20 protein-coding genes are annotated in these 24465 nt (G+C 71.4%); 8 read left to right on the top strand and 12 right to left on the bottom strand.

The window, feature by feature from the left end; all coding sequences use genetic code 11:
• The first annotated feature begins 155 nt into the window (after positions 1-155).
• Positions 156-1157: an RNA polymerase sigma factor SigF gene (locus ACZ3YO_RS08820; protein ID WP_465546341.1), complete on the top strand. Its 1002-nt coding sequence runs from the start codon at positions 156-158 to the stop codon at positions 1155-1157.
• A 48-nt stretch (positions 1158-1205) separates the two neighbouring features.
• On the opposite strand, the gene ACZ3YO_RS08825 is transcribed toward ACZ3YO_RS08820, so the two are convergent.
• The gene (locus ACZ3YO_RS08825) at positions 1206-1634 is read right to left on the bottom strand and encodes a hypothetical protein (RefSeq protein ID WP_465566699.1); all 429 of its coding nucleotides are present in this window, start codon (positions 1632-1634) and stop codon (positions 1206-1208) included.
• 50 nt (positions 1635-1684) lie between these two features.
• On the opposite strand from ACZ3YO_RS08825, the gene ACZ3YO_RS08830 reads away from it, so the two are divergent.
• Together ACZ3YO_RS08830 and ACZ3YO_RS08835 are read left to right on the top strand one after the other, a co-directional pair.
• Positions 1685-2656: a diacylglycerol/lipid kinase family protein gene (locus tag ACZ3YO_RS08830; protein ID WP_465566702.1), complete on the top strand. Its 972-nt coding sequence runs from the start codon at positions 1685-1687 to the stop codon at positions 2654-2656.
• 368 nt (positions 2657-3024) lie between these two features.
• Complete coding sequence (locus ACZ3YO_RS08835; RefSeq protein WP_014138019.1) at positions 3025-3276, top strand: WhiB family transcriptional regulator; 252 nt, start codon at positions 3025-3027, stop codon at positions 3274-3276.
• Positions 3277-3691: 415 nt separating this feature from the next.
• On the opposite strand, the gene ACZ3YO_RS08840 is transcribed toward ACZ3YO_RS08835, so the two are convergent.
• The 7 genes from ACZ3YO_RS08840 to ACZ3YO_RS08870 all read right to left on the bottom strand — a co-directional run bounded on the left by ACZ3YO_RS08840 (position 3692) and on the right by ACZ3YO_RS08870 (position 13493).
• Positions 3692-5203: a sensor histidine kinase gene (locus tag ACZ3YO_RS08840; protein WP_465567201.1), complete on the bottom strand. Its 1512-nt coding sequence runs from the start codon at positions 5201-5203 to the stop codon at positions 3692-3694.
• A gap of 508 nt (positions 5204-5711) precedes the next feature.
• Positions 5712-6770, bottom strand: a complete 1059-nt coding sequence (locus ACZ3YO_RS08845) for an SIS domain-containing protein (RefSeq protein ID WP_465566705.1) — start codon at positions 6768-6770, stop codon at positions 5712-5714.
• 201 nt (positions 6771-6971) lie between these two features.
• Entirely contained in the window at positions 6972-8270 is a 1299-nt protein-coding gene (locus tag ACZ3YO_RS08850) for an extracellular solute-binding protein (RefSeq protein WP_465567204.1), read from the bottom strand.
• Between the two features lie 435 nt (positions 8271-8705).
• Positions 8706-10259 (bottom strand): glycoside hydrolase family 3 protein, encoded by a 1554-nt coding sequence (locus ACZ3YO_RS08855; RefSeq protein ID WP_465566708.1) that lies wholly within the window; start codon positions 10257-10259, stop codon positions 8706-8708.
• A gap of 6 nt (positions 10260-10265) precedes the next feature.
• A complete protein-coding gene (locus ACZ3YO_RS08860) occupies positions 10266-11096 on the bottom strand; it encodes a carbohydrate ABC transporter permease (protein WP_465566711.1) in 831 nt (276 codons plus the stop codon).
• Positions 11093-12115, bottom strand: a complete 1023-nt coding sequence (locus ACZ3YO_RS08865; protein ID WP_465566714.1) for a carbohydrate ABC transporter permease — start codon at positions 12113-12115, stop codon at positions 11093-11095. The genes ACZ3YO_RS08860 and ACZ3YO_RS08865 overlap by 4 nt, the downstream gene beginning before the upstream one ends.
• Before the next feature lie 91 nt (positions 12116-12206).
• Positions 12207-13493 carry an extracellular solute-binding protein gene (locus ACZ3YO_RS08870; protein WP_465566716.1) on the bottom strand — a complete coding sequence of 429 codons (1287 nt, stop codon included), beginning with the start codon at positions 13491-13493 and terminating at the stop codon, positions 12207-12209.
• 335 nt (positions 13494-13828) lie between these two features.
• On the opposite strand from ACZ3YO_RS08870, the gene ACZ3YO_RS08875 reads away from it, so the two are divergent.
• From ACZ3YO_RS08875 to ACZ3YO_RS08890, 4 genes are all read left to right on the top strand, one after another.
• Positions 13829-14620, top strand: coding sequence for a GntR family transcriptional regulator (locus ACZ3YO_RS08875; protein WP_396320774.1), 792 nt, complete (start codon positions 13829-13831; stop codon positions 14618-14620).
• Positions 14621-14968: 348 nt separating this feature from the next.
• Positions 14969-15271, top strand: a complete 303-nt coding sequence (locus tag ACZ3YO_RS08880) for a DUF3311 domain-containing protein (protein WP_396320773.1) — start codon at positions 14969-14971, stop codon at positions 15269-15271.
• Positions 15268-16881, top strand: a complete 1614-nt coding sequence (gene mctP, locus ACZ3YO_RS08885; RefSeq protein WP_396320772.1) for a monocarboxylate uptake permease MctP — start codon at positions 15268-15270, stop codon at positions 16879-16881. The genes ACZ3YO_RS08880 and mctP overlap by 4 nt, the downstream gene beginning before the upstream one ends.
• Positions 16882-17046: 165 nt before the next feature.
• Entirely contained in the window at positions 17047-17856 is an 810-nt protein-coding gene (locus ACZ3YO_RS08890) for a histidine phosphatase family protein (protein WP_465566722.1), read from the top strand.
• A gap of 21 nt (positions 17857-17877) precedes the next feature.
• Here the strand turns inward: ACZ3YO_RS08890 and ACZ3YO_RS08895 are convergent, their stop codons facing one another.
• Positions 17878-18834 carry a helix-turn-helix domain-containing protein gene (locus tag ACZ3YO_RS08895; protein WP_465566724.1) on the bottom strand — a complete coding sequence of 319 codons (957 nt, stop codon included), beginning with the start codon at positions 18832-18834 and terminating at the stop codon, positions 17878-17880.
• Positions 18835-19232: 398 nt separating this feature from the next.
• Between ACZ3YO_RS08895 and ACZ3YO_RS08900 the strand changes: the two genes are divergently transcribed.
• Positions 19233-19727: a GNAT family N-acetyltransferase gene (locus ACZ3YO_RS08900; protein WP_465566728.1), complete on the top strand. Its 495-nt coding sequence runs from the start codon at positions 19233-19235 to the stop codon at positions 19725-19727.
• Positions 19728-19764: 37 nt separating this feature from the next.
• Here the strand turns inward: ACZ3YO_RS08900 and ACZ3YO_RS08905 are convergent, their stop codons facing one another.
• The 3 genes from ACZ3YO_RS08905 to ACZ3YO_RS08915 form a co-directional block, all read right to left on the bottom strand.
• Complete coding sequence (locus tag ACZ3YO_RS08905; RefSeq protein ID WP_465566731.1) at positions 19765-21453, bottom strand: hypothetical protein; 1689 nt, start codon at positions 21451-21453, stop codon at positions 19765-19767.
• A 140-nt stretch (positions 21454-21593) separates the two neighbouring features.
• The gene (locus ACZ3YO_RS08910; RefSeq protein WP_465566734.1) at positions 21594-22655 is read right to left on the bottom strand and encodes a LamG domain-containing protein; all 1062 of its coding nucleotides are present in this window, start codon (positions 22653-22655) and stop codon (positions 21594-21596) included.
• A 391-nt stretch (positions 22656-23046) separates the two neighbouring features.
• Positions 23047-24273, bottom strand: coding sequence for a ricin-type beta-trefoil lectin domain protein (locus tag ACZ3YO_RS08915; protein ID WP_465566736.1), 1227 nt, complete (start codon positions 24271-24273; stop codon positions 23047-23049).
• Positions 24274-24465 lie beyond the last annotated feature (192 nt).

The following is a 24465-nucleotide window of genomic DNA, read 5'->3' on the forward strand; positions in this document are numbered from 1 at the left end:
GCCACAGCAGCAACCGAACAAGGGCCGTCCGCCCGGCACCCCACCCGGGCCGGCGGGCGGCTCCCGGTACCGCCCTACACGCGGTACGACCGACATGACGGATCCGGGACCGCCCCACGGTCCCGGTGCTCCCGGAACGGAACGGGGGAATGGCCGTGAGTGATCTGGACCGTACCGGCCTCGCAACGGCGGGCCCTGCCGTACCGACCCAGGCGAGCGTTCCCGGCCTCGCCTCCAACGACGAAGCGCACCCGAAGGACGCCCACCGGATGAGCCAGCCGACCGAGCCGACGTCCGACCCGTCGCAGACGCCCTCGCCCCCGCCGTCCGCCGAGGACCCGGCGGCAGCCGAGGCGCTGCGCGGTGCGGTGCCGGCCCAGCAGGCCCCGCACCGCTCGGGTGCGCCGGACCGGGAGGCGGCCCGGGCACTGTTCGTCCGGCTGTCCGCGCTGCCCGAGGGCTCCCCGGAGCGCGTCGAGCTGCGCAACCAGCTGGTGCGCATGCACATCCCGCTGGTCGAGCACCTCGCCCGGCGGTTCCGCAACCGCGGCGAGCCGCTCGACGACCTGACCCAGGTCGCCACCATCGGGCTGATCAAGTCGGTGGACCGGTTCGACCACGAGCGTGGTGTCGAGTTCTCCACCTACGCGACGCCGACCATCGTCGGCGAGATCAAGCGGCACTTCCGCGACAAGGGCTGGGCGGTCCGGGTGCCGCGCCGGCTCCAGGAGCTGCGGCTGTCGCTGACCACGGCGACCAGCGAGCTCTCCCAGCGGCACGGCCGCTCCCCCACGGTGCACGAGCTGGCGGAGCACCTGGGGATCTCCGAGGAGGACGTGCTGGAGGGCCTGGAGTCCGCCAACGCGTACTCCACGCTGTCGCTGGACGTGCCGGACAGCGACGACGAGTCGCCGGCCGTCGCGGACACCCTGGGCGCCACCGACGAGGCGCTGGAGGGCGTCGAGTACCGCGAGTCCCTCAAGCCGCTGCTGGCCCAACTGCCGCCCCGGGAGCAGAAGATCCTGGTGCTGCGGTTCTTCCGGAACATGACGCAGTCACAGATCGCCGCCGAGGTGGGCATCTCGCAGATGCACGTCTCCCGGCTGCTCGCCCGCACGCTGGCCCAGCTGCGGGAGAAGCTCCTGGTGGAGGAGTAGAACCGACGGCCGCCCGGCGCGGCCGGTGCGACCCGCGGCCCTCTGTGCTCAGCCCTCGTGCGGAGCGTAGAGGGCCGCGGTCGACTTCGGGCTCAGCAGCGCGCCGATGCCGGCCAGGCCGAACAGACCGACGGCGACCCCCACGGGGGCCATCGCGCCGCCGCTCTGCCACATGTAGTACGCCACCGGCAGGCAGATCGAGTTGGTCAGCACCGCCGGGCTGCGGCCCCAGCGCCGGCCCCGGAGCAGCGCCCGGGCGGCCAGCAGCGGCAGCACGCCGAGCAGCACGATCACCAGACCGCCGAACTCGTTCAGGGCGAGCTGCTTGGACTGGCCGGACAGCGCGGCCACCATGTCCCAGACGCCGACGACGGCCAGCGCGGCGCCCGCCAGGGCGGTGATGACGGCGCCCACGGTCAGGGACGCCGGCCGGTCGGAGCCGGGCGCGGGTACGGGTGCGGAGGATTCTGCGGTCACTCCAGCAGGGTAGCCGCCGGTTGGTCCGTACCGACCCGTAGGCTGAGCACATGCGCGCTCTCCTGGTCGTCAACCCGAAAGCGACCACCACCAGTGGCCGCACCAGGGATGTGCTGATCCACGCCCTGCGCAGCGACCTCAAGCTGGAGGTGGCGCAGACGGAGTACCGGGGCCATGCGCGTGACCTGGCCCGCGAGGCGGCGGAGGACGGCACGGTCGACCTGGTGGTGGCCCTGGGCGGCGACGGCACGGTCAACGAGGTCGTGAACGGACTGCTGGCGCACGGCCCGGCCGAGAAGCTCCCCCGGCTCGCCGTGGTGCCCGGCGGCTCGACCAATGTGTTCGCCCGCGCGCTGGGCCTGCCGAACGACCCCGTGGAGGCCACCGGGGCCCTGCTGGATGCCATGGAGCACCGCCGGGATCGGCCGATCGGCCTGGGCAAGGCGATGACCGAGGGACTGCCGGACCGTTGGTTCACCTTCACGGCAGGCCTGGGCTTCGACGCCGGCGTGGTCGGCCGGGTGGAGGAGCAGCGCAGAGCGGGGCGCAGGTCCACCCACGCGCTCTACGTCGGGCAGGCGCTCCGGCACTACATCACCCAGCGTGAGCAGCGCCGATCGGGCCCGGTCACCCTGCAACTGCCGGGCCGCGAGCCCGTGCCGGGCCTGGTGATGGCCATAGTCAGCAACACGTCCCCGTGGACGTTCCTGGGCAACCGCCCGGTCTACCCCTCGCCGCTCGCCTCCTTCGACACGGACCTCGATGTCTTCGGCATCACCCGGATGACGGCGTTCGGTACGGCTCGAACGGTCCGTCAGATCCTGCGGTCGCACAGCCCTTCGAGCGATGGCGCGACGCCTGTCGGCCCGTCCGGAAAGCACGTCGTCTCCTACCACGACGCCCGGCACTTCACCTTGGTTTCACAGGAACCGACCCCATTCCAGGTGGACGGGGACCACCTTGGAGACAGGAGTCGCGTCAGTTTCACAGGCGTACGGCGGGCACTGCGTGTGATTGTGTGACCGGAAGTGGGGTTCGCCCTTCTTCTCGAACGCACAAGCCCCCTTCACTCCATAGAAGTACTGGCTGTGAGCTAGGCGACACCGAAGAATCAAAAATTCCTCCCTGAAGGGGGTTGTATCCGGGCCCGAGGTTTGCGAACCTCTACATGGCGATCGGGACACATCGCAGCGACGGCAACCTCAGACCCTGACGGGTGCCGACCGCGGAGTGTCCCTCGAATCGCCGAATCCCTCCCCAGCACAGACCACCCGGGCCCGTCGGGCCTTTGGTCTCTTTTGCTGTTGCGGGATTCGTGAAAGCGTTCACATTCACAAGCCATCGATTGTGCCGACCGGGCAACCCCCGCGGCAGGAGGAGTTGGACGACCATGGACTGGCGCCACCGCGCTGTCTGCCGCGAAGAGGACCCGGAGCTGTTCTTCCCGATCGGGAACACCGGTCCTGCTCTGCTGCAGATCGAGGAAGCCAAGGCCGTGTGCCGCCGCTGTCCGGTCATGGAGCAGTGCCTGCAGTGGGCGCTCGAGACCGGCCAGGACGCCGGCGTCTGGGGCGGTATGAGCGAGGACGAGCGTCGCGCGATGAAGCGCCGTGCTGCCCGCAACCGCGCCCGCACCGCCTGATCACACGCCGTAGTACCAGCAGTGACCGTCACACCAGCAGTGACTGCAGTACCGATCAACACATGATCAAGGGCTTCCCTGCACTTCCTGGTGAAGCCTTCCGTACAAAGGACCTTGCTCGACACGGTCCCGCGACACCGAGCCGCCCAGGCACTTGATACTGTTCACTGAGAGCAATATTGTGGAGCTGAGGCGCTCACCGTGTGCAACGCACCGATGAGGTGTCGCACCACCCAGAGCCCCCGTTCCGGCCGACTCCCCCCGACGGCCGGAACGGGTTGAGAGGCCCTGTCGACCCACCCCCCCCGGTCGACAGGGCCTCGTTTCTGTTTCCCGGCCCGTTCATGACGGTCGTGCGAGGGTGCGGGACCGGCGCTTCCACCGGACGCACGCCCCCCGCGCACCTCGACGCACCTCAGCGGACCGGGATCTCCAGGACCACCTTGGTCCCGCCGTCCGGTCCCGCCACCATGTCGAAGGTGCCGCCCAGCTCGCCGGTGGCGAGCGTCCGGACGATCTGCAGCCCGAGGTTGCCCGCCTGCTGCGGGTCGAAGCCCTCCGGCATGCCCTTCCCGTCGTCCTGCACGGTGATCAGCAGGTACTCCTCGGGCTTTGCCCCGCCGTTCCAGCTGTCCGACCAGCCCATGCCGGTGGCCGGCGCCCGGCCGCGCAGCGCGGAGACCTCCAGGTTCCCGGAGGCGGACGGGCCGAAGGCGTGCTCCAGGGCGTTCTGCAGCAGCTCGGTCAGCACCATCGCCAGCGGGGTGGCCACCTCGGCGGAGAGGATGCCGAAGCTTCCGGTGCGGCGGGTCGCCACCCGGCCGTCCTGGGACAGCTCCATCACCATCGCCAGCACCCGGTCGGCGATCTCGTCGAAGGTGACCTTCTCGTCGAGCGCCTGCGAGAGCGTCTCGTGCACGATCGCGATCGAACCGACCCGGCGGACCGCCTCGTCCAGCGCGGCGCGGCCGGCGTCCGAGTCCATCCGGCGGGACTGCAGTCGCAGCAGCGCGGCCACCGTCTGCAGGTTGTTCTTCACCCGGTGGTGGATCTCCCGGATGGTGGCGTCCTTGGTCATCAGCTCGCGGTCGCGCCGGCGCAGCTCGGTGACGTCCCGGCAGAGCACCAGGGAGCCGGTCAGCGTGCCCTTGGGCTTGAGCGGGATGGCCCGCAGGGTCACCACCCCGCCCTGCACCTCGACCTCGGTCTGCCGGGGTGCCCAGCCGCTCGCCAGCTTCACCAGCGCCTCGTGCACGGCCGCGCGCGAGGGCGGGACGAGCTCGGCGGTGGCGCGGCCGAGGTGGCTGCCGACCAGGTCGGTGGTGAGGCCGAGGCGGTGGTAGGCGGAGAGCGCGTTGGGGCTGGCGTAGGTGACGATGCCGTCGGCGTCCACCCGGATCAGGCCGTCGCCGACCCGGGGGGCGGCGTCCATGTCGGTCTGCTCGACGCCGGGGTACGGGAAGGTGCCGGCGGCGATCATCTGGGCCAGGTCGGAGGCGCTCTGCAGGTAGGTGAGTTCGAGCCGGCTGGGAGTGCGGACGGTCAGCAGGTTGGTGTTGCGGGCGATCACGCCGAGCACCTTGCCCTCGCGGCGCACCGGGATCGACTCGACCCTGACCGGCACCTCCTCGCGCCACTCCGGGTCGCCCTCGCGCACGATCCGGCCCTCGTCGAAGGCGGCGTCCAGCAGGGGGCGGCGCCCGCGCGGGACGAGGTGGCCGACCATGTCGTCCTGGTAGGAGGTGGGGCCGGTGTTGGGCCGCATCTGGGCCACCGAGACGTACCGGATGCCGTCCCAGGTGGGGATCCAGAGGACCAGGTCGGCGAAGGAGAGGTCGGAGAGCAGCTGCCACTCCGAGACCAGCATGTGGAGCCACTCCACATCGGCACCGGTCAGGGTGGTGTGGCGGCGGACGAGTTCGTTCAGCGAGGGCACATGGCGAGGGTAGCTCCAGGCCCGGTGTCCGGGCCTGCCGCACCCGCCGGGCCGCCCGCCGGCACCGGCCGCCCGAGCCGCCCCCGCGTGCCGGCCGCGCCTCCCCAACCAAGTTGTCCAGACCAATTTTCGGAGCCCTCTGGACAACCCAGATTGGTCTAGTCCACAATGAAAGGGCACCAAGGAGAGGCCCCCCGCGCAACTGCCCTGACCCGCGCGAGGCCGCTCCTCGGTCGGACGCCGCCGAGCGAGGACCCCGCACAGTTCTCGCTCGTCCACGGCGCCCGACGACAGCTCCGGGCTGCGGTGCCGCATGGGTTGAGGGTCCCGTGTCGGCGCCGTGGCCCGTAGTGCTTTCCGGCCCCGGACGCAGGACGCCGCCGGATGCCGGTGCACCGGGACCCTTCTCCGCCGCTCACAACGCCGAACCCCCCGTCCACAGGCTGTGGACGGGGGGTTCGGCGTCGTACGGGCGGCGTCGGCGGGCCGACCGCGGCCGTCAGTGGGTCTCGGTGACCTTCGCCAGGGCGCGCGGGGCGTCGGGGTCCTGACCGCGGGCGATGGTGACCTCGTAGGCCAGCTGCTGCAGCGGCAGGATCTCCAGAATGGTCTGGACCTCCTCGGGCACGCCGGCCGGCAGCGCGAAGCCCGCCGAGGCGGCGTCCACCTGCGCCTGCTGGCCGATGACCACCAGGTCCGCACCGCGGCCGCGCAGGCGGTCCAGCACCGGCTGCAGGGCCTCGCCGCCCTTGCCCTCCGGGACGATCGCGATGACCGGGGAGACGTTGTCCACCATGGCCAGCGGGCCGTGCAGGAGGTCGGCGCCGGAGAACGGGGAGGCCGGGATGTAGGTGGTCTCCATGAGCTTCAGCGCCGCCTCGCGGGCGGTCGGGTAGCCGTAGCCGCGCGAGGTGATGACCAGGCGCTGGGCGAAGCGGTAACGCTCGGCCAGGGCCTTCACCTCGGCCTGGCGGGCCAGGATGCCGGCGGCCAGCGACGGCAGCTCCTTGGCGGCCGCTCCGTCGCCCCCGCGCAGGCCCTCCACCAGCAGGTAGAGCGCCAGCAGCTCGGCGGTGTAGGTCTTGGTGGCGGGCAGCGCCTTCTCCGGGCCGGCCAGCACGTCGATGTGGAACTCGGAGACCTCGGCCAGTGGCGAGGCGGCGTTGTTGGTGACCGCCAGGGTGATGGCACCGGCCTCGCGGGCGGCCTTGGTGGAGGCCACGAGGTCCGGCGAGCCGCCGGACTGGCTGACGGTGATCACCAGCACGTCGGTGAGGTCCGGCTTGGCGCCGTACGCGGTGGTGGTCGACATCGAGGTCAGGCCGGCCGGCTTGCCGAGCAGGATCTCGATCAGGTACTTGGCGTAGAGCGCCGCGTTGTCGGACGTACCGCGCGCGGTGAGCAGGACGAAGCGCGGGTTGCGGGCGGCGATCCCGGCCGCGATGTCGAAGATCTTCGGGGCACCCTCGTCGAGGATGCGCTGGAGGACGGCCGGCTGCTCGGCCATCTCCGCCGCCATGATCCGGCCGGGGACGGGGACAGTCTGCGTGTCGGACATCTGGATGTGCCTCCGATGAGATGGTTCGACCCCACGCGAGCGGGGATGCCCGGCGGGGACCTCTACGGCGGCGAGTCCGCACACTCGCTGCGGTGATTCCTGCGGCAATCCTACGGGGCCATCCCCGTGGAGCACATTCGAGAGCCCCTCCGCCGCTGCGGGCAGGGGCCCTCGCCGGCCGGCGGACCGGCCGGCCCCGGATCAGCCCTGCTTGTTGATCAGCTGGTCGATCGCGGCGTCCGCCTCCTTGGCGGCCTGGTCCACGGGCTTGTTGTTCTTGAGGATCGCGGTGAGCATGTCCGGCAGGATCTTCTGCTTCTCGATCGCGCCCCAGCCCGGTGCCAGCGGGGTGAACCAGGCATCCGGCACCGCGTTGGCCGCGGCGGCCGTGGCCGGCTTGCCCTTCAGCGGGTTCAGCTGGGTCAGGTTGTTCGGCAGGATGTCCTTGTCGGCCAGCGCCTGCTCGGACTTGTTGCTGGTGAACATCCGGATCCAGTCGGCGGCCAGCGGGGCCACCTGTGACTTGGCGGTGACGGCGAGGTCCGAGCCGCCGATGAAGGTCGGCAGCGGCTTGCCGCCCGGGCCGGGCATGGTGGCGACCCTGACGGCGTCCTTGAGGTTCGGGTCGCCGGTGACCGGTGCGGTCACGCTGGCCGCCTCGTAGCCGTTGCCGTAGAAGGCGCCCGCGTGCCCGCGGGCCATCGCCTCGTACTGGTTCAGCTCGTTCACCGCGAGGTCGCCCTTGTTGTACTTGCGCACCAGGTCGACGAAGTGGGTGAGCCCCTGCACGGACTTGGGGTCGCTGAGCGTGCCGTGCCAGTTGCCGCTGCTGTCGAATCGGGCGATGGCGCCGCCGTACGCGGAGACGTAGCTCATCGCGGCGTACCAGAACGGGCCGGGCAGGTAGAGCGCCGAGTACGTCCGGTCGGACTTGTTCCTGTCGGCCAGCTTGTCCAGCGCCGCCCGCAGCTCGTCCTCGGTCCTGGGGAAGTCCGCGCTGCCGGTGGCCGTCTGGAACGCCGCCGAGTTGTAGACGGCGACCCGGGCGCCCGCGTAGTACGGCACGCACCAGAGCTTGTCCTGGTAGGTGCAGGTGTTGGCGAGCGCCTTGATCCAGGCGTCGGAGTTCTCGAAGCTGCTCCGCTCCACCGGGGCGAGCGCGCCGGACAGCACGTACTTCATGGTCTCGGTGTTGCCGAGCTCCACCACGTCCGGGGCGGTGCCCTCGGCGATCGCCTTGTCCAGCTTGGTGACCTTGTCGGCCCAGCCCTGGTAGGCGAGCCTCAGGGTGACGTTCGGGTACTTGGCGGCGAACTCGTCGTTGACCCGCTGGACGAGGTCCGGCCAGTTCTTCTGGGCGTCCTCCATCAGCCAGACCGTGACTGTCCCGGTCGCCGACTTCGGGTCCGCCGTGCCGCTCCTGGCGTCCCCCGACGGCGAGCCGCCCGAAGAACAGGCCGTCAATCCGACGGCCAACGCCATGATCCCGAACGTCGCCATGAACTGACGCTGCTTCACGCCATCCTCCGAGGGTGTTAGAGCCTGAGTGCCCGCCGGCAGCGCTGGCACCCGTCGGAGAGCGGTCTCCGGGGAGGGGCGGCGATGTGCTTCGGAAAGGGCCGATACCACATCCGGCGAGGTTGAAGTTCGAACCGGATGGGTGGAGCCTGGCCTAGACCACTGGCGGTGTCAACGCCAAATGGCCCGGCCGCAAAGGACGTTGCAGACCCGTTGTACCGCGTGGCGATCAGTCGCAGCCCCATCACCCTCAGTGGAACTTAAGGCTGGCTTAAGACCGATTTGAGGGAACACCGACACCCGACGAATCCGCAGGTCAACGCGGGAAAAACGGAGCGGGCCCGTCATGCGACATGCGCATGACGGGCCCGCTCGGGGATGCCTTCCCGGCACCCTGGGTCACGGTCCGGCAGAACGTCAGCCGATCGCCCCCGACTGCCCGGTGAGCACCTCCACGGCCGCCAGACCGCAGACGCGGGCGGCACCGTGGGTGGCGATGTGCAGCGCACCGACCGGCTCGGACTGCGGCAGGCCCATCTCGACCACCGCGGCGTCCGGCCGGGCCGCCAGCAGGCGGGACAGCGCGGCGGCCATCCACGCGTGCCGGTGCGCGTCCCGGACCACCAGCACCAGCCGGCGGCCCTCGGCGTCGGCCAGCACCCCGGCGACCATCGCGTCCAGCTGCTCCGGGCCGGCGTCCTGCGGGCCCACCTCGCGGGTGCGGGTGCCGGGGAAGCGGTCGGCCAGCATGCCGGCCACGCCCCACGGGGTCACGTCGCCGACGGCGATGTTGGGCTCGTCGGAGAACGAGGCCACGTACGGGCGCTCGGTCACCGGCAGCACCTCGCGGCCCGGCGCCCGGACCACCCGCAGCGCGCGGCGGGCGGCCCGCAGGCCGACCGCGAGGTCCGGCTCCAGCCGCTCGCCCTGGGCCGCGATCCTGCCCCAGCTGCCCAGCGCGCGAACCCGGCCGGCGGCGTCGGCCAGCCGCTCCTCGGGCAGCTTGCCGGACCGCACGCCCGCCACGATGGCGTCGCGCAGCATCAGCACGGTCTCCTCGTCGGCCAGGCCGCCACCGACGCAGATCGCGTCCGCGCCGGCCGCCAGGGCCAGCACGGTGCCCTCGCCCATGCCGAAGGTGTCGGCGATGGCGCCCATCTCGATCGCGTCGCTGACGATCAGGCCCTGGTAGCCGAGGCCGCCGTCGGCCGGAGCGGCCCGCAGCAGGTCCCGCAGCACCCGGGGGCTGAGCGTGGCCGGCAGCTTGGGGTCGAGTGCCGGGATCATGATGTGGGCCGTCATCACGGCCTTGGTCCCGGCGGCGATCGCGGCCTCGAACGGGATGAGGTCACGGGCGCGCAGCACGTCCAGGTCGACGTCGATCACCGGCAGGCCGTGGTGCGAGTCGACGGCCGTGTCGCCGTGCCCGGGGAAGTGCTTGGAGCAGGCGGCCACGCCCGCCGACTGCAGGCCCTCCACCCAGGCGGCGGTGTGCCGGGCGCAGAGCTCCGGGTCGGCGCCGAACGAGCGGACGCCGATCACCGGGTTGCGGGGGTTGGAGTTGACGTCCGCGGTGGGCGCCCAGTTGTAGTTGACGCCGGCCGCGGCCAGCGCCCGGCCCAGCTCACGGGCGACGTCGCGGGTCAGCTCCGGGTCGTCGATCGCGCCGAGCGCGAAGTTGCCCGGCCAGGACGAGCCCGAGCCGGCCTCCAGGCGGGTGACGTCGCCGCTCTCCTCGTCGATCGCGATCAGGAGGTCCGGGTTCTCCTCGCGCAGCGCCTTGGTGAGCGCGGAGAGCTGGTCCAGGTCGGTGACGTTGCGGTCGAACAGCGCGACCGAGCCGAGCCCGGCCGCCAGGTGGCGGCGGACCCACTCCGGCGGCTCGGTGCCGACGAAGCCGGGCTGGAGGACGGTCAGCGCGTCGCGGTGCAGCTGGTCACTGGCGGGCAGAGTGGGGATGAGGATGCTCACGTGGGATCAGCCCTTCACTGCACCGTCGGTCAAGCCGCCGACGGCCTTGCGCTGGAGGAAGACGAACAGGACCAGGATCGGGACCGCGAAGAGGGTGGACGCGGCCATGGTGGCGCCCCAGTCGGTGCCGAAGTTGGTCTGGAAGGAGGAGAGCCAGAGCGGGAGGGTCTGGAACTCCTCCTTCTTGTTCAGGATGTTCACCAGCGGGAACTCGTTCCACGCGGTGATGAAGCCGAACAGCGAGGTCGACATCAGGCCGGGCGCGAGCAGCGGGAAGATCACCTTCAGGAAGGCCTGGGTACGGGTGCAGCCGTCCACCATCGCGGACTCCTCCAGCTCCTTCGGCACGGCGGCGATGAAGCCGCGCAGCGTCCAGATCGTGAAGGGCAGCACCATCATCATGTAGAGCGCGGTCAGCGGCACGAGGCTGTTCAGCATGTCGTTGTCGCGGACGAGGAGGTAGGCCGAGATGATCATGACCTCCCACGGCGCCATCTGCGCGGCCATGACGACCAGCACGAAGCTCTTGCGGCCGCGGAAGCGCATGCGCGCGATCGCGAAGGAGGCCAGGGTGGCGATCACCAGCGAGGCGAGCACCGCGCCGACCGTCACGATCAGGCTGTTCCCGACGTACGTCCAGAAGTTGGGGGCGTGGACGGCCTTGTCGAAGTGTTCGAGGGTCGCGTCCAGCGGCAGGAAGACCGGCGTCCGGCTGATGATGTCGTTGTTCTGCTTGAAGGCGGTGACGATCATCCAGTAGACGGGGAAGATGAAGAAGACGAAGAGGACGACCGCGATCACGTTCGGCCAGGTGCGTCCGATGAGCGAGCGCCTCACAGCTCGTCCTCCTGCTTCAGAATGATGCGGAAGTAGTACGCCATCAGCGCACCCAGCATCAGGATGGTGAGTACCGCGATGGCGGAGCCGACGCCGAATCGCTGGGATCCGAAGCCTTCGAGGAAGGCGTGGACCGGGAGGGTCTGGGTGAGTCCGTCCGGGCCGCCCTTGTTGATCAGGTAGACCTGGGTGAAGGCCTTGAAGACCCAGATGACCTCGAGGAAGGTCGTGGCCAGGAAGAACGGCTTCATGATCGGGAAGGTCACGGAGCCGAAGATCTTGAAGGCCGCGGCACCGTCCATCCGGGCGGCCTCGTAGAGCTCCTTGGGAATCGTGGTCAGGCCCGCGTACATGTTGAAGGCCACGAACGGGACCGACTGCCAGACGATCAGCAGGATGATCACGAAGAAGGTCGAGTACTGGCCGCTGGTCCAGTTGAAGTGGGCCATCGAGTGCCAGCCCAGCTTGTCCAGGAACCAGTTGACGACACCGAAGTTCTGGTCGAACAGCCACTGGTAGACCGTGGTCGCGGCGACCACCGGCATCGCCCAGGCCAGGATGAGCGCGATCGACAGCGCCAGCCGCATCTTCTTGCCGAGGCGGTCGAGCAGCAGGCCGACCAGGGTGCCGCACACCATGATCAGGACCACGTTGACGACGGTGAAGATCACCGTGCGGCCGGTGATCGACCAGAACTCCGAGTTGGTGAGCTGGTCGGTGTAGTTCTCGAAGCCGTTCCACTCGGTCAGGTGCTGGATCAGCTGACGCCTGTTGAGGTTCTGGAACGACACCACCACCGTCTTGAGCAACGGCCAGCCCAGCAGGACCAGAGTCGCCGCGATGGCCGGCAGCAGCAGCAGGTACGGCGTGAGAGCGGCCTTGTCCAGCGCCTTCGCCGGTCTGCCGCTCTTCTTCGGGGCGCTCCCGGCACCGCGGCCGGTGATCTCCTCGGTAATGGCCACGGCGGCCTTCCCTGACTCCGGGGACTGTGTCTGCACCCGCTCCGAATGCACAGCCATCGTTCTCTCTTCCTGACAACCTGACCGACGACGGATAGGCGCCGCCCACCGGCTCCCCGCCGGGAGTCGGTGGGCGACGCCGCTCGACTGCCTACTGCTTCTGGTTGAGACGCTTCGCGATCTCGTCGTCGGCCTTCTTGGCAGCGGCCGCGTAGTCACCCGTCAGGGCTCCGGTCAGGAACTCCTTGATCGGGTTCGGCTCGTTCTCCACGTTGGCCCAGGTCGGCGTGTTCGGGGTGATCGCGCCGACGGCGGCGGCCGGCTGGGCGGCCTTGGCGAAGTCGCCGGCGACCTGGCCGTTCAGCGAGGCCTTGTTCGGGATGTTGCCCGCGGCGGCGACCAGGCCCTCGTTCTTGTCGTTGAGGGCGATCTTCAGGAAGTCCTTGGCCATGTCGGAGTTCTTGCTGGCCTGGGCGATGGCCAGGTTGGAACCGCCGAGGAAGACGCCGGACGGCTTGTCGGCGGTCTTGCCCGGGAGCGGGAAGAAGCCGATCTTGTCCTTGGCCATGGTCTTCTCGTCCGGCAGCTCCCAGCCGAGGCCGATCATGGTGCCGACGTCACCCTTGCCGAAGACGTCCTTCTGCTGCGGGGTGGCCTCGTCCTTGTCCTTCGGACCGGTGGCGGAGTAGCCCTGCAGCTTCTTGTAGGTGTCGAAGGCCTTCTGCGCCTCGGGGGAGGACAGGCCGCCGGCCCACTTGTCGCCGTCCTTCTTGGCGATCTTGCCGCCCTCGCTGGTCAGCAGACCGAAGTAGACGTACCACTCCTGGCCGGGCATGTAGATCGGGTCGGTGACGCCCGCGGTCGCCTTCAGCTTGTCCAGGTCGGCGTAGAACTCGTCCAGGGTCTTCGGCGCGGCGCTCAGGCCGGCCTTCGCCCAGAGGTCCTTGTTGTAGGCGACGACGCGGTTGCTGACCCACCACGGGGCGGCGTACTGCTTGCCGTCCAGGATCGCGGCCTCGTTCTGGTTGGCGGCCCAGTCGGCACCGCCCAGGGCGGCCTTGTCCTTGGTGATGTCGAGCAGACCACCGGTGGCCGCGTAGCCCGCGGTCTGGGTGTTGCCGACCTCGAGGACATCGACCGAGCCCTCGGACAGCGCGGTGGTGACCTTCGCGCCGATGCCGTTCCACTTCTGGATCTGGAAGTCGACCTTGGAGCCCGGGTAGGCGGTCTCGAAGTCGGCCTTGACCGAGTCCGTCCAGCCCTTCGGGGCGGAGCCGTCCATCAGCCACACGGTCAGGGTCTTGCCGCTGTAGTTCTTGGCGGCGGACGAGGACGAACCGCCCTTGCCCTCGTCGCTCGACTTGGCGTCCGAACCACAAGCCGCCACACCGACGACCATTGCTGCGACGCCGACCGCCGCGATGAGCTGACGCTTCACGCCATCCTCCTGAGGGATGCCTGGGTTACCCCCGTCGGGTGGCAGCGGCAGACCCACGTAAAGCGGGAGGAATGGTGCCGCGGACCCCATCGGACGGGTGGGGGATTCATAGTGACCGGCCTAGTGGTGTAGACCAGATGCCTGGAGCTTGGCCTAGACCAATGGGCCTGTCAACGGCTGTTCAGGCGATCGGGACCACCCGTTATCAAGCCGACACCGCACATCGTTCATCGCGTGATGAGGTATTCGTTCCGTAGCCATACATGCAACGATGTGAGCTGTTAACGATGTGGCGCGACCCTCAAGGGCCGCGCGAGAAGCGGGAGACAGGTCCGATGAGCAGCGACGGGGGCAGCACGGCCCAGGTCAACGACCCCCAGGTGAAGAACCTCCCGACGCAGGCCGGCGCAGACCCGACCGCGCGGGTGCCCAAGTACTACGGCCTCAAGCGCCACCTGCTGCAGCTCACCGAGACCCAGCCCGCCGGGACGCCCGTCCCGCCCGAGAGGGCACTCGCCGCCCAGTTCGACACCTCGCGCACCACCGTCCGCCAGGCGCTCCAGGAGCTGGTGGTCGAGGGGCGGCTGGAGCGCATCCAGGGCAAGGGCACCTTCGTCGCCAAGCCCAAGGTCGCCCAGGCGCTCCAGCTGACCTCCTACACCGAGGACATGCGCGCCCAGGGCCTGGAGCCCACCTCCCGGCTGATCGAGATCGGCTACATCACCGCCGACGACCGGCTCGCCCCGCTGCTGGACATCAAGCCCGGCGGCCGGGTGCTGCGGATCGAGCGCCTCCGGCTGGCCAACGGCGACCCGATGGCCATCGAGGTCGCCCACCTCTCCGCCAAGCGCTTCCCCGCGCTGCGCCGCAACCTGGCCAAGCACAACTCCCTGTACACGGCCCTGCGCGAGGTCTACGGCGTCACGGTGGCCGAGGCCGAGGAGACCATCGAGACCACCCTCGCCACCCCGCGCGAGGCCGGCCTGCTGGGCTCCGACCTCGGGCTGCCGATGCTCCAGCTCGCCCGGCACTCCTTCGACGCCGACGGCAACCCGGTCGAGTGGGTCCGGTCCATCTACCGCGGCGACCGCTACAAGTTCATCACCCGGCTCAAGCGCCCCGAGTAGGGCGCCCACTCCCCTGCCGGCACCCGGGCACCGGCGTACGCACAGGCGTACGCCGGTGCCCGTTGCGTGGGGCGGCCGCGGGCGGTGCAGCGTGCACCGGCGCGTGGACTATCAAGGCGGCGCGCAGGCCGTGTACGGCGCTCCGGCGTACGCGCGGGCGCGCAAAGCGTCCGGATAGCGGGAAGTTCGGTCGTTCCTGGTGACACAGATCACGCCATGCTCTAGATTTCGCAGCCGTATTGACTGCCGATCACCAGTGGTGCTGCTCGGCGGGCCTCGGGGGGATCGTGCGGCCTCGTGGGGCTGCGGCGCCGACCGGGTGACCCTCCTCCGGAGCGGAGCCGAACCATGTCGTCAGACCTCGACGCCACCGAACCTGTCATGCCCGAGCCACCGGATCCCGGGGCCGTTCCGGCCGTGACGCCGGAGCGGGTGCTGGCCGGGCTCGCCCTGCTCGTGCCGATCGTCGCGATGCTCTGGGTGTCCTCCTACGACAAGACCGGCCCCGAGGCCGGCGGGGTGCCGTTCTTCTACTGGTACCAGCTGCTCTGGGTGCCGGTCTCGGCCGTCTTCACGGTGGCCGCGTACCTGCTGATCAACCGGGACGAGAAGGCCCGCAAGGCCGTCCGGAAGGCGGGTGGCGCGCGATGAACGGCGTCAACGTGCCGGCCCTGGCGGTGTTCGTGCTCTTCTTCGTCCTGGTCACCGTGATGGGCTTCCTCGCCTCGCGGTGGCGCCGGGCCGACGACGCCCAGCACCTGGACGAGTGGGGCCTCGGCGGCCGCAGCTTCGGGACCTGGATCACCTGGTTCCTGCTCGGCGGCGACCTCTACACGGCGTACACCTTCGTGGCCGTCCCGGCCGCCGTGTACGCGACCGGCGCGGCCGGGTTCTTCGCGGTGCCGTACACGATCATCGCGTACCCGCTGGTCTTCCTCTTCCTGCCCCGGCTCTGGTCGGTCTCCCGGGTGCACGGGTACGTCACCCCGGCCGACTTCGTGCGCGGGCGGTACGGCTCCAAGCCGCTCGCGCTGGTGGTCGCGCTGACCGGCATCCTGGCCACCATGCCGTACATCGCGCTGCAGCTGGTCGGCATCCAGGCGGTGCTGGACGTGCTGGGCGTCGGCGGCGGCGAGAACGCCAACTGGTTCGTCAAGGACCTGCCGCTGTTCATCGCCTTCGGCGTGCTGGCCGCGTACACGTACTCGTCCGGCCTGCGGGCCCCGGCGCTGATCGCGTTCGTCAAGGACACCCTGATCTACATCGTGATCATCGTCGCGGTGATCTACATCCCGATGCGGCTCGGCGGCTACGGGCACATCTTCGACGCGGTCGGCGAGAAGTTCAGCGCGCCCAAGGCGGCCGGCTCGCTGACCGTGCCGGAGAACAAGCAGTGGACGTACGCCACGCTGGCGCTCGGCTCGGCGATGGCGCTGTTCATGTACCCGCACTCGGTGACCGGCGTGCTGGCCTCGAAGTCCCGCAACACGGTGCGCCGCAACATGGCGATCATGCCCGCGTACTCGCTGATGCTGGGCCTGCTGGCGCTGCTCGGCTTCATGGCGATCGCGGCCGGCATCGGCAAGGGCGACAAGAAGTTCAACGCCCAGCTCTCGGTGCCGCAGCTGTTCGAGAACATGTTCCCGGACTGGTTCACCGGCGTGGCCTTCGCGGCGATCGGGATCGGCGCGCTGGTGCCCGCCGCCATCATGTCGATCGCGGCGGCCAACCTGTTCACCCGGAACGTCTACAAGGAGTTCCTGAAGCCGTCCGCCACCCCGGCGGACGAGACCAGGGTCGCCAAGATCGCCTCGCTGCTGGTGAAGGTCGGCGCACTGGTCTTCGTGCTCACCATGGACAAGCAGGCGGCGATCAACCTCCAGCTGCTCGGCGGCCTCTGGATCCTGCAGACCTTCGTCTCCATCGTCGGCGGCCTGTTCACCCGCTGGTTCCACCACTGGGCGCTGTTCGCCGGCTGGGCGGTCGGCATGATCTACGGCACCTGGGAGGCGTACGACATCGCCAGCCCCGCCACCAAGCACTTCGGCGGCAACTCGGCCGAGATCCCCGGCATCGGCGAGCTGGGCTACATCGGCCTGACCGCCTTCGTGCTCAACCTGGTGGTCTCGGTGGTGCTCACGCTCGCACTGAAGGCGATCAAGGCGCCGGAGAGCCCGGACGAGACCCGGCCCGGCGACTACAGCGCCGAAACCGGCGACGAAGAGCTGAAGAACGCGCCGGAGCCCGTGGCAGCGCACTGATTGCCCCGTCGCGCGCCCTGTGATCGCGCCGTCTCCTCCGTGAACACTGGAGGAGGCGGCGCGATCATATGTATGAACGGCCGCACGTGCAGGGAACCACCGGACCGGACCGGCAGCCGGCCGGCACCGACCGACCCACGGATCGACCCACGGGGAGCAGTCGCGATGGCAGAACTCGGCACCACACTCAACGGCCAGCACCAGTCCGTCCACGCGCCCGGCGCGGCGCTCGGCGCACCGCCCACGACCGCGGCGCCGGCCACCGCGGCGCCGGCCACCCGGCTGCCGTCCGTACTGATCGCCACCCGGCACGGCGAGTCCACCGCCAACGTGGAGTTCCAGCTGGCCGAGGCGGCCGGCGCGCTGAGCGTTCCGATCAGCTGCCGGGACGCCGACATCCCGCTCTCGATGCACGGCCAGCAGCAGGCCCAGGCCCTCGGCCGCTGGTGGGCCGGCCTGCCCAGCGCCGACCGGCCGCGCAGCGTCTGGTGCTCGCCGTACGTGCGCACCGCCGAGACCGCCCGGATCGCGCTCGCCCAGGCCGCCGGACTCGGCGCCGTACCGGTCTCGCTGGCCGTCCGCTACGACGAACGGCTGCGCGACCGCGAACTGGGCGTCCTGGAGATGCTGCCCCGGGCCGCGATCGAGGCCAAACACCCGGAGGAGGCCGCCAGACGGCGCAAGATGGGCGAGCTGTACTACCGCCCGCCCGGCGGCGAGTCCTGGGCGGACGTGGCGCTGCGGGTGCGCAGCCTGCTCCGCGACCTCTGCGCCGACGAGGCCGGCCGGCCCGTCCTGGTGGTCGCGCACGACTGCACGGTGCTGATGCTCCGCTACGCGCTGGACCGGCTCACCGAGGCGCAGCTGACCGCGCTGGAGCCGGTGCGCAACTGCTCCACCAGCCTCTGGCGCGCCGAGGGCGGGCGGCTGCGCCCGGCGCACTGGAACGAGACCGGGCACCTGACCACCGGCTGACGACCGGGCGCCCGCCGCCCGTCAGCTCGCGAGCGGCTCAGCGAAGCAGCGGCGGTAGGCCATCGGGGTCGTCCCCAGCCGGCGGCCGAAGTGGTGCCGCAGCGTCGCCGCGTTGCCGAAGCCGCAACGGGCGGCGATCGCGTCCACCGGCTCGGTGGTGGACTCCAGCAGCCGCTGGGCGAGCAGCAGCCGCTGCCCGACCAGCCAGCGGTGCGGCGTCGTGCCGGTCTCCTGCTGGAACCGGCGGGCGAAGGTGCGCGGCGACATGTGGGCCCGGGCCGCCAACTGCTCGACGGTGGACTCCTGGTCCAGGTGGTGGCGCATCCAGTCCAGCAGCGGGGCGAGCGACTCACCGTCCCCCTCCGGCAGCGGGCGGGCGACGAACTGCGCCTGCCCGCCCTCCCGGTGCGGGGCCACCACCATCCGGCGGGCGATCCCCCGGGCCGTCTCCACGCCCTGCACCTTGCGCACCAGGTGCAGGCAGGCGTCGATGCCGGCCGCCGTACCGGCCGAGGTGATCACCGGGTCGTCGTCCACGTAGAGCACGTCCGGCTCGACGGTGGTCCGCGGGAAGCGCGCGGCCAGCTCGTCGGTGTAGCGCCAGTGCGTGGTGGAGCGGCGGCCGTCCAGCAGCCCGGCGGCGCCGAGCACGAAGGCGCCGCTGCAGATGGAGAGCGCCCGGGCGCCGCCGTCCACGGCCGCCCGCACCGCGTCCAGCAGCGGCGCCGGGTAGTCCTGGTGCACCCCGACGGCCGTGACCAGCACCAGGTCGGCCTCGGCGAGGCGCTCCGGACCGTACGGGACGTCGACGGTGAAGCCGGCGTGCGTGCGGTGCGGGCCGGGGCGGGCACCGGCGAGGGCGAAGTCGTAGCCCGGCAGGCCGTCGGCGGTCCGGTCCAGGCCGAACACCTCACATGCCACCCCGAGTTCGAAGGGATGGACCTCCTCCAGCACCACCGCGACCACGTTCTTGAGCATGCCGACCAGGATGCCCCCGCGAGCGGCCCGGCGGGAAGGCCCGCGGTGGCAGTATTTCGATGCAATCGGTCATTGCTGCCACTCGTGGCCGCCCGGCGGCGCGGCGAGAGTGGAGCCATGGACTCCGACACTCTCGCAAGCGCACTCGCCCTGGCCGGAGCCGTCGGCGGCTTCGGACTGCTCGGCACCCTGATCGGGCGCGACGTGGCCCGGGGTGCCGCCAACGGCCGCGACAACTGGCACCGGCCCGGCGGCTACCCCGTCGACCCCGCCCTGCCAGACCGGCTCCACGGCACCATGCCGGCCGCCTCGCTCCGGCCGTCCGCCGACCCGGCCACGGCCGCACCGGCCCCGGCCCCCGCCCCGGCCGCCGACACCGCCTGCGGCACACTGACCGCATGGACATCGTCATCCGCCGGGCCGTCGAGGCCGACCTCGCCGCAGTCGGAGCCGTCACCCACGAGGCCTTCGTCGGCGACGGCCACAGCCCCGCCGACGGCCCCTACGCGGCCCAACTCCTCGACGCCCGTCCCCGTTTCGAGCAGGCCGAACTCCTCGTCGCGGCCGACCCGGCCGGTGGAGAGCTGCTCGGCTGCGTGACCTTCGCGGTCGGCGGCACGGCCTTCGCCGACATAGCGCGGCCGCACGAGGGCGAGATCCGGATGCTCGCGGTCGGCGGCGCGGCCCGGGGCCGGGGCGTGGGCGAGGCGCTGGTCCGGGCCTCGATCGCGCGCAGCCGGGAGCTGGGCCTGGACGGGATGGCGTTCTCCACCCGGCCGTCGATGACCTCCGCCCACCGGCTCTACGAACGGCTGGGCTTCCGGCGGACGCCGGAGCGCGACTGGGAGGTGCGCCCCGGTGTCCCGCTGCTGGTCTACGCGATGACGTTCTGATGGCGGGCCCCCGGCGGCGGATCACCGCCGGGGCCGGTCACTTCTTGTCGTAGCCCGGCGCCACGTAGATGGTGTACCGGCCGTGCTCGCCGCTCTTGACCACGGTGGCCACGCGGTACCCGGCGCTCTTCAGCGTCGGCTGGATCGCCTTGTCGGTGGCACCGGTCTGGGTGAAGTCCAGCACCACCACCTTCCACTCGTGCGCCTCGATGCCGGCCTGGATGGCGGGCACCCCGACCTGCTGCTTGCCGGTGTCCGGGTCCCGGCGGTAGACCGCCACCAGGTCGTGCCACTGCTGCCAGTTGCTCGACTCGCGCAGGTAGTACGCGGGCACGTTGTAGTTCTCGACCAGGTACCGGTCGTCGCCCTTGACGACGTACGGCCTCAGCGCGGCCACGAAGTCCTCGGTATCGGACCACTCGCCGAACATCTCCCGGCCCTGGGCCGCCCCCACCCAGCCGAGCGGGCCGACCACCAGGGCGGCGACCACCACCCCGGCCGTGACGTGCACCCGGTCCTTCAGCGCGACGACGACCCGGGCCAGCAGGGCGCCCACCACGATGCAGGCGAACCAGGCACCGAAGTCGACGTGCTTCTGCAGGGAGAGCCAGGTGTGGATGCGGATCTGGTTCGCCGGCGCGAGCATCCCGGCGACCAGCAGCACGGCGGCGAGGCAGGCCTCGGACCACGCGCTCCCGCCGCGCCTGCGCGCCGCCACCAGCTGCACCACCACGCCCACCAGGGCCAGCAGCAGCAGGGCGCCCACCCACTTGGCGGCCTCCTCGGCCACGTAGGAGTAGGCGTCGTGCCCGGGGGCGCGCTTGAGGGTGGTGTGGTTGAAGCCGTCGATGTAGCGCTTCCCCGCCACCAGGGCCGCCACGGCCACCGCCGCCACGAAGGCGAGGAGGAGCTGCAGCCCGCGCTTCCACCGCACCCACGCGCCGGGGGCGCCGCCGGAGCCGGCGAAGACCGCGACGCCGCAGACGACCGGGACCCAGAGCAGCGCGGCGTACTTGGTGCAGCCGGCCAGCGCCAGCAGCAGGGCGGCCAGGAGCATGCTCGGGTAGCCGCCGCCGGTGGTCAGCCGCACCGCGAGGTAGCCGGCCCAGGCGAGCAACGCCAACGCCATCGAGTCGTAGGTGGCCAGCCCGCCCAGGAACTGGGTCGGCCCGAGCGCGGCGAAGGCCGCAGCCGCACAGAACGCCGCGAGCGAGCCGTGCAGCCGCCGGGTGGCCAGGTGGACGGCCACGGTGGCGGAGAGCATGAAGACCATGCTCAGCAGCCGCGCGGTGGTCAGGCCGCCGAGCATGTCGGCCACCGCCACGACCACCGGGTAGATCAGCGGGGAGCCGGAGAAGAAGGTCTCGTACGTCGCGACCGGGGTGCCGTGCGCCAGGTTGGCGATCTCCTGGTAGCCCGCGTAGATGTAGGTGCCCTCGTCCACGAAGGCCGTGTTGCTCAGGAGGAGGTGGAACGAGAGCGCGCCCTGGACCAGCAGGACGGCGAACAGCGGCAGCAGGTCCGTCCGGAGCCCGGGCCGGGGCATCCGGGCCACCGGCTCCGCCGTCCGTCTCCGGCGCCCGCGCGACGACGGCCCGTCCTGGGAGCCCGCCGGGGGTTCACCGGGACCGGCCGTGCCGACGCCACCGGGCGGGACGGCACCGGCGGGCTTGAGTACGGGCCGCCGGGTGGATTCGGGCCGGATCCAACGGCCGTCCGCGCTCATCAGGTACTGCTCCTCAGCTTCGGGACATCGCGCCCGGTACGGCAGGTACCGGGGCTCGGTGCGCCAGAGGGCGCCGGGGCGGTGCTGCGCCCCGGCGCCGTGGGTGTCTTACGACGGGCGGCCTGCCCGTACGGACCGGCTCAGCCGGTGAGCCAGGCGGCCGTGGGCGGGATCGCCGGCGGCGAGCTGGGGCCGGCGACGATCTTCACGATGTCGGCCTCCGGCAGCACCTGGTCCCAGGCCTGGATGTCGGCGACGGCCCCGTGCCAGGGGTCGCTCCACTGCGAGTTCGAGCTCAGCCGGCCCAGCTGGAACGCGTTGGTGCCGCTGCTCTGCACGCCGGCCGCCTGGGCCGACGCCTGCGCCGCGCCGTTGACGTAGAGCGTGATCTGCTTGCTCGCCGCGTCGTAGACACCGGTCAGCAGGGCCCACTGGTTGACCGTCGCGTCGCCCTTGGAGTAGACCACCACGGAACCACCGCCGGGGAGCTGCACCTTGAAGTACCAGAGGTTGTGGCCGTTGTTGGTCGCCCGTCCGAGCGCGTAGGAGTAGTAGGCGCCGTCACCCTGGCTGACCGCGGCCCGGACACCCGCCGGCGCGTCGACGAACACCCGGACGGACACGGTGAAGCTCTTGTTCGTGTCGACGATCGGCTCGGCGCTCTGGGCGAAGGAGTTCTGCCCGCTGGGCAGCTTGAGGACCTGTCCGGCGAAGCCGGCCACCGAGCCCGTCTTCGCGTCGGAGCCCAGGCCCAGCGCGGCCGTTCCCTTGCTCGCCGGCAGCGAGCCGACGGTCGGCGGGCCCGCGATGGCCTTCGGCGGACCGCTCGGCGTCCCACTGGCCGTCCCGGCCGGCGACCCGCTCGACGACGCGCCCGGGGTCTTGGGCGCCTCGGCCGTCGGGCTGCCGTCGGCGACCGGCGTCTTGTCGGACTGACGCATCACCACGACGCCCGCGGCGGCGGCGCCGACGACCACGACGGCCACGGCGGCACCGATCAGCCGCAGACGGCGCTTCTTCTTGGCCTGCTCCTCGTTCCTGGCCGCCAGCGCCTCCCAGTCGGGCGTGCCGGAGCCCTGCGCCGGGAAGCCGCCGCCCTGCTGCCACTGCTGGGCGGGCGTCATGGGGACGGTGGACGCCAGGGGCGCGGCGGGTGCCATGGGGACGGTGGTCGCGGTGGACGAGGTTGGCGCAGTCGGCATGGCGGGCACGGTGGGTGGAACCGGTGCGGCGGGCGGCGGGCCGAACGCGCCGACCGGCGGCTGCTGCTGCTGTGGCGGCACACCGGCCACCGGAGGCACCGGGCCGGGCGGGGGCACCTGCCCCGGAGGCACCGGGCCGGGCGGAGGCACCTGCCCCGGAGGTATGGGGCCGGCGGGGGGCTGCGCGGAGACCGGCGGCTGCGCGGGGCCCGGGGCCGCGGGCGGCGGGCCGAACGCGCCGATCGGCGGCTGCTGCGGGGACCACCCCGGGTTCTGGTCCGGCTCGCCAGTCGGTACCGGTCGATCGCTCATGTGTCGGAATGGTAAGGCATGGTCCGCCCAACGCCCATGGAGGGTGCTTCGGCTGACGGATCCACCCCCGGGCCCGCTCCTACGGCAGTCCGTTGTACGGGAGCTTCCACCGCTGTGAGACCCCGCCCGAGCAGGGCTTCAGGTTCACCGCCGTCCCGTCCGCGAGGGAGCCCCCGGCGGTGCTCAGGCAGAGGCCGGACTCCAGGTGCACCAGGCTCTGGCCGGCTCCGGCGGCCCAGCGCTGCGGAGCCCCTCCGGTACAGCGGGCCAGCGCCACGGTGGTGCCGTCCCCGGAGAGCGCCAGGCACGCGGCGCCGCCCCGCAGCGAGCCGTCGTTGCCCACCGTCCAGCTCGTCGACACGGCCTGGTCGCCGCAGGAGCCGACCGTCACCGGCGTGCCGGCGAGGCCTCCGCCGCCGTGCCGCAGGCAGATCCCGGGGGCGCCGGCCGGCACCTCGCCGGCCGGCAGGCCGACCCGGTTGTGGAAGGCGAACGACCAGCTCTGCAGGCCCGTCCCGCCGCTCCAGATCTCGAAGCCCGCCTGCACCCGGCACAGGTACGACCCCGGCGGGACGTAACCGCGCATCAGGGCGTCGGCGGTGAACAGCCGCAGGTTCAGGCCGTGGGCGCTGTGGGTCGACGCCTTCCGCACGTAGCTGATCACGCTGTGCGGGCCGGTGATGGGCGCCTGGAAGACGTCGTACGTGGTGTCGCCCATGGTCTGGGCGTCCGTCACCTTCTTCCCGGCCGGCCGGACGCTGTCGGTGGCGTCCAGCCAGATCATCACCTCCGCGCTCTCCCCCGGGGCGCAGTTGTCGGGGCTGGGCCCGTACCAGAGGTCGTAGGAGAGGTTGTAGGAGCCGGTCGCCCGGGCCGAGGCGTCCCAGTCGCTGGTCGCGTCGCCCAGGGCGCTGACCGGGACGGGCAGTCCGCTCGCACCGGGGGCCGTGGAGATGTTGGGGTAGGCGCCCGGGGCGAGCGGGGTCTTGGCGACGAAGTCGCGCAGCTCCGTCACCGTGAAGCCGGTGTCCCCCGGGGCGTCCAGGCAGACCGTGCCGGCGGTGTTCCACGGGTTCGGCTCGATGATCTTGGTTCCGCCGTCGACCGGCTTCTTGGGGAAGGGGACCTCCGCCGTCGAGCAGAGCCCGCCGGAGGCGCCGGCCGCCGGACCGGCGGACGACGTCCCGTCCGGCCGCGCGGGGGCCGCGCCGGGCTCGCTCGTGCAGCCGATGAGCAGCACGGCCACGGTGCCGTGGGCGACCAGCGCCCGCACCCCCCGCGCCAACCGTGCGGCAGTGCCCTTCACGACGACCCTCCCTCTCCCATGAACCGGCCCGACGGCCGCCGGCAGCCCTGCCGGCCCGGCCTGCGGATGCGGCGAGCGCCCACCGTATACGCCTGCCTCCACATCACGATCGGAACTCAATCCCGGTTCCGGGCAGCCCGGCAGACGGGGGGGCAGGATTTCCCCGGAGCCCTTCCCGTACGATCCTGACGT

The organism is Kitasatospora sp. NPDC022785, from assembly GCF_055561295.1.

Coding starts and splice junctions, on each gene's coding strand:
- ACZ3YO_RS08850 (WP_465567204.1), bottom strand. CDS start 8,270: ATGGCGACGTTCGGGATCATGGCGTTGGCCGTCGGATTGACGGCCTGT.
- ACZ3YO_RS08865 (WP_465566714.1), bottom strand. CDS start 12,115: ATGGCTGTGCATTCGGAGCGGGTGCAGACACAGTCCCCGGAGTCAGGG.
- ACZ3YO_RS08890 (WP_465566722.1), top strand. CDS start 17,047: ATGGCAGAACTCGGCACCACACTCAACGGCCAGCACCAGTCCGTCCAC.
- ACZ3YO_RS08845 (WP_465566705.1), bottom strand. CDS start 6,770: ATGTCCGACACGCAGACTGTCCCCGTCCCCGGCCGGATCATGGCGGCG.
- ACZ3YO_RS08910 (WP_465566734.1), bottom strand. CDS start 22,655: ATGCCGACTGCGCCAACCTCGTCCACCGCGACCACCGTCCCCATGGCA.
- ACZ3YO_RS08905 (WP_465566731.1), bottom strand. CDS start 21,453: ATGAGCGCGGACGGCCGTTGGATCCGGCCCGAATCCACCCGGCGGCCC.
- ACZ3YO_RS08880 (WP_396320773.1), top strand. CDS start 14,969: ATGTCGTCAGACCTCGACGCCACCGAACCTGTCATGCCCGAGCCACCG.
- ACZ3YO_RS08900 (WP_465566728.1), top strand. CDS start 19,233: ATGGACATCGTCATCCGCCGGGCCGTCGAGGCCGACCTCGCCGCAGTC.
- ACZ3YO_RS08830 (WP_465566702.1), top strand. CDS start 1,685: ATGCGCGCTCTCCTGGTCGTCAACCCGAAAGCGACCACCACCAGTGGC.
- ACZ3YO_RS08895 (WP_465566724.1), bottom strand. CDS start 18,834: ATGCTCAAGAACGTGGTCGCGGTGGTGCTGGAGGAGGTCCATCCCTTC.
- mctP (WP_396320772.1), top strand. CDS start 15,268: ATGAACGGCGTCAACGTGCCGGCCCTGGCGGTGTTCGTGCTCTTCTTC.
- ACZ3YO_RS08835 (WP_014138019.1), top strand. CDS start 3,025: ATGGACTGGCGCCACCGCGCTGTCTGCCGCGAAGAGGACCCGGAGCTG.
- ACZ3YO_RS08875 (WP_396320774.1), top strand. CDS start 13,829: ATGAGCAGCGACGGGGGCAGCACGGCCCAGGTCAACGACCCCCAGGTG.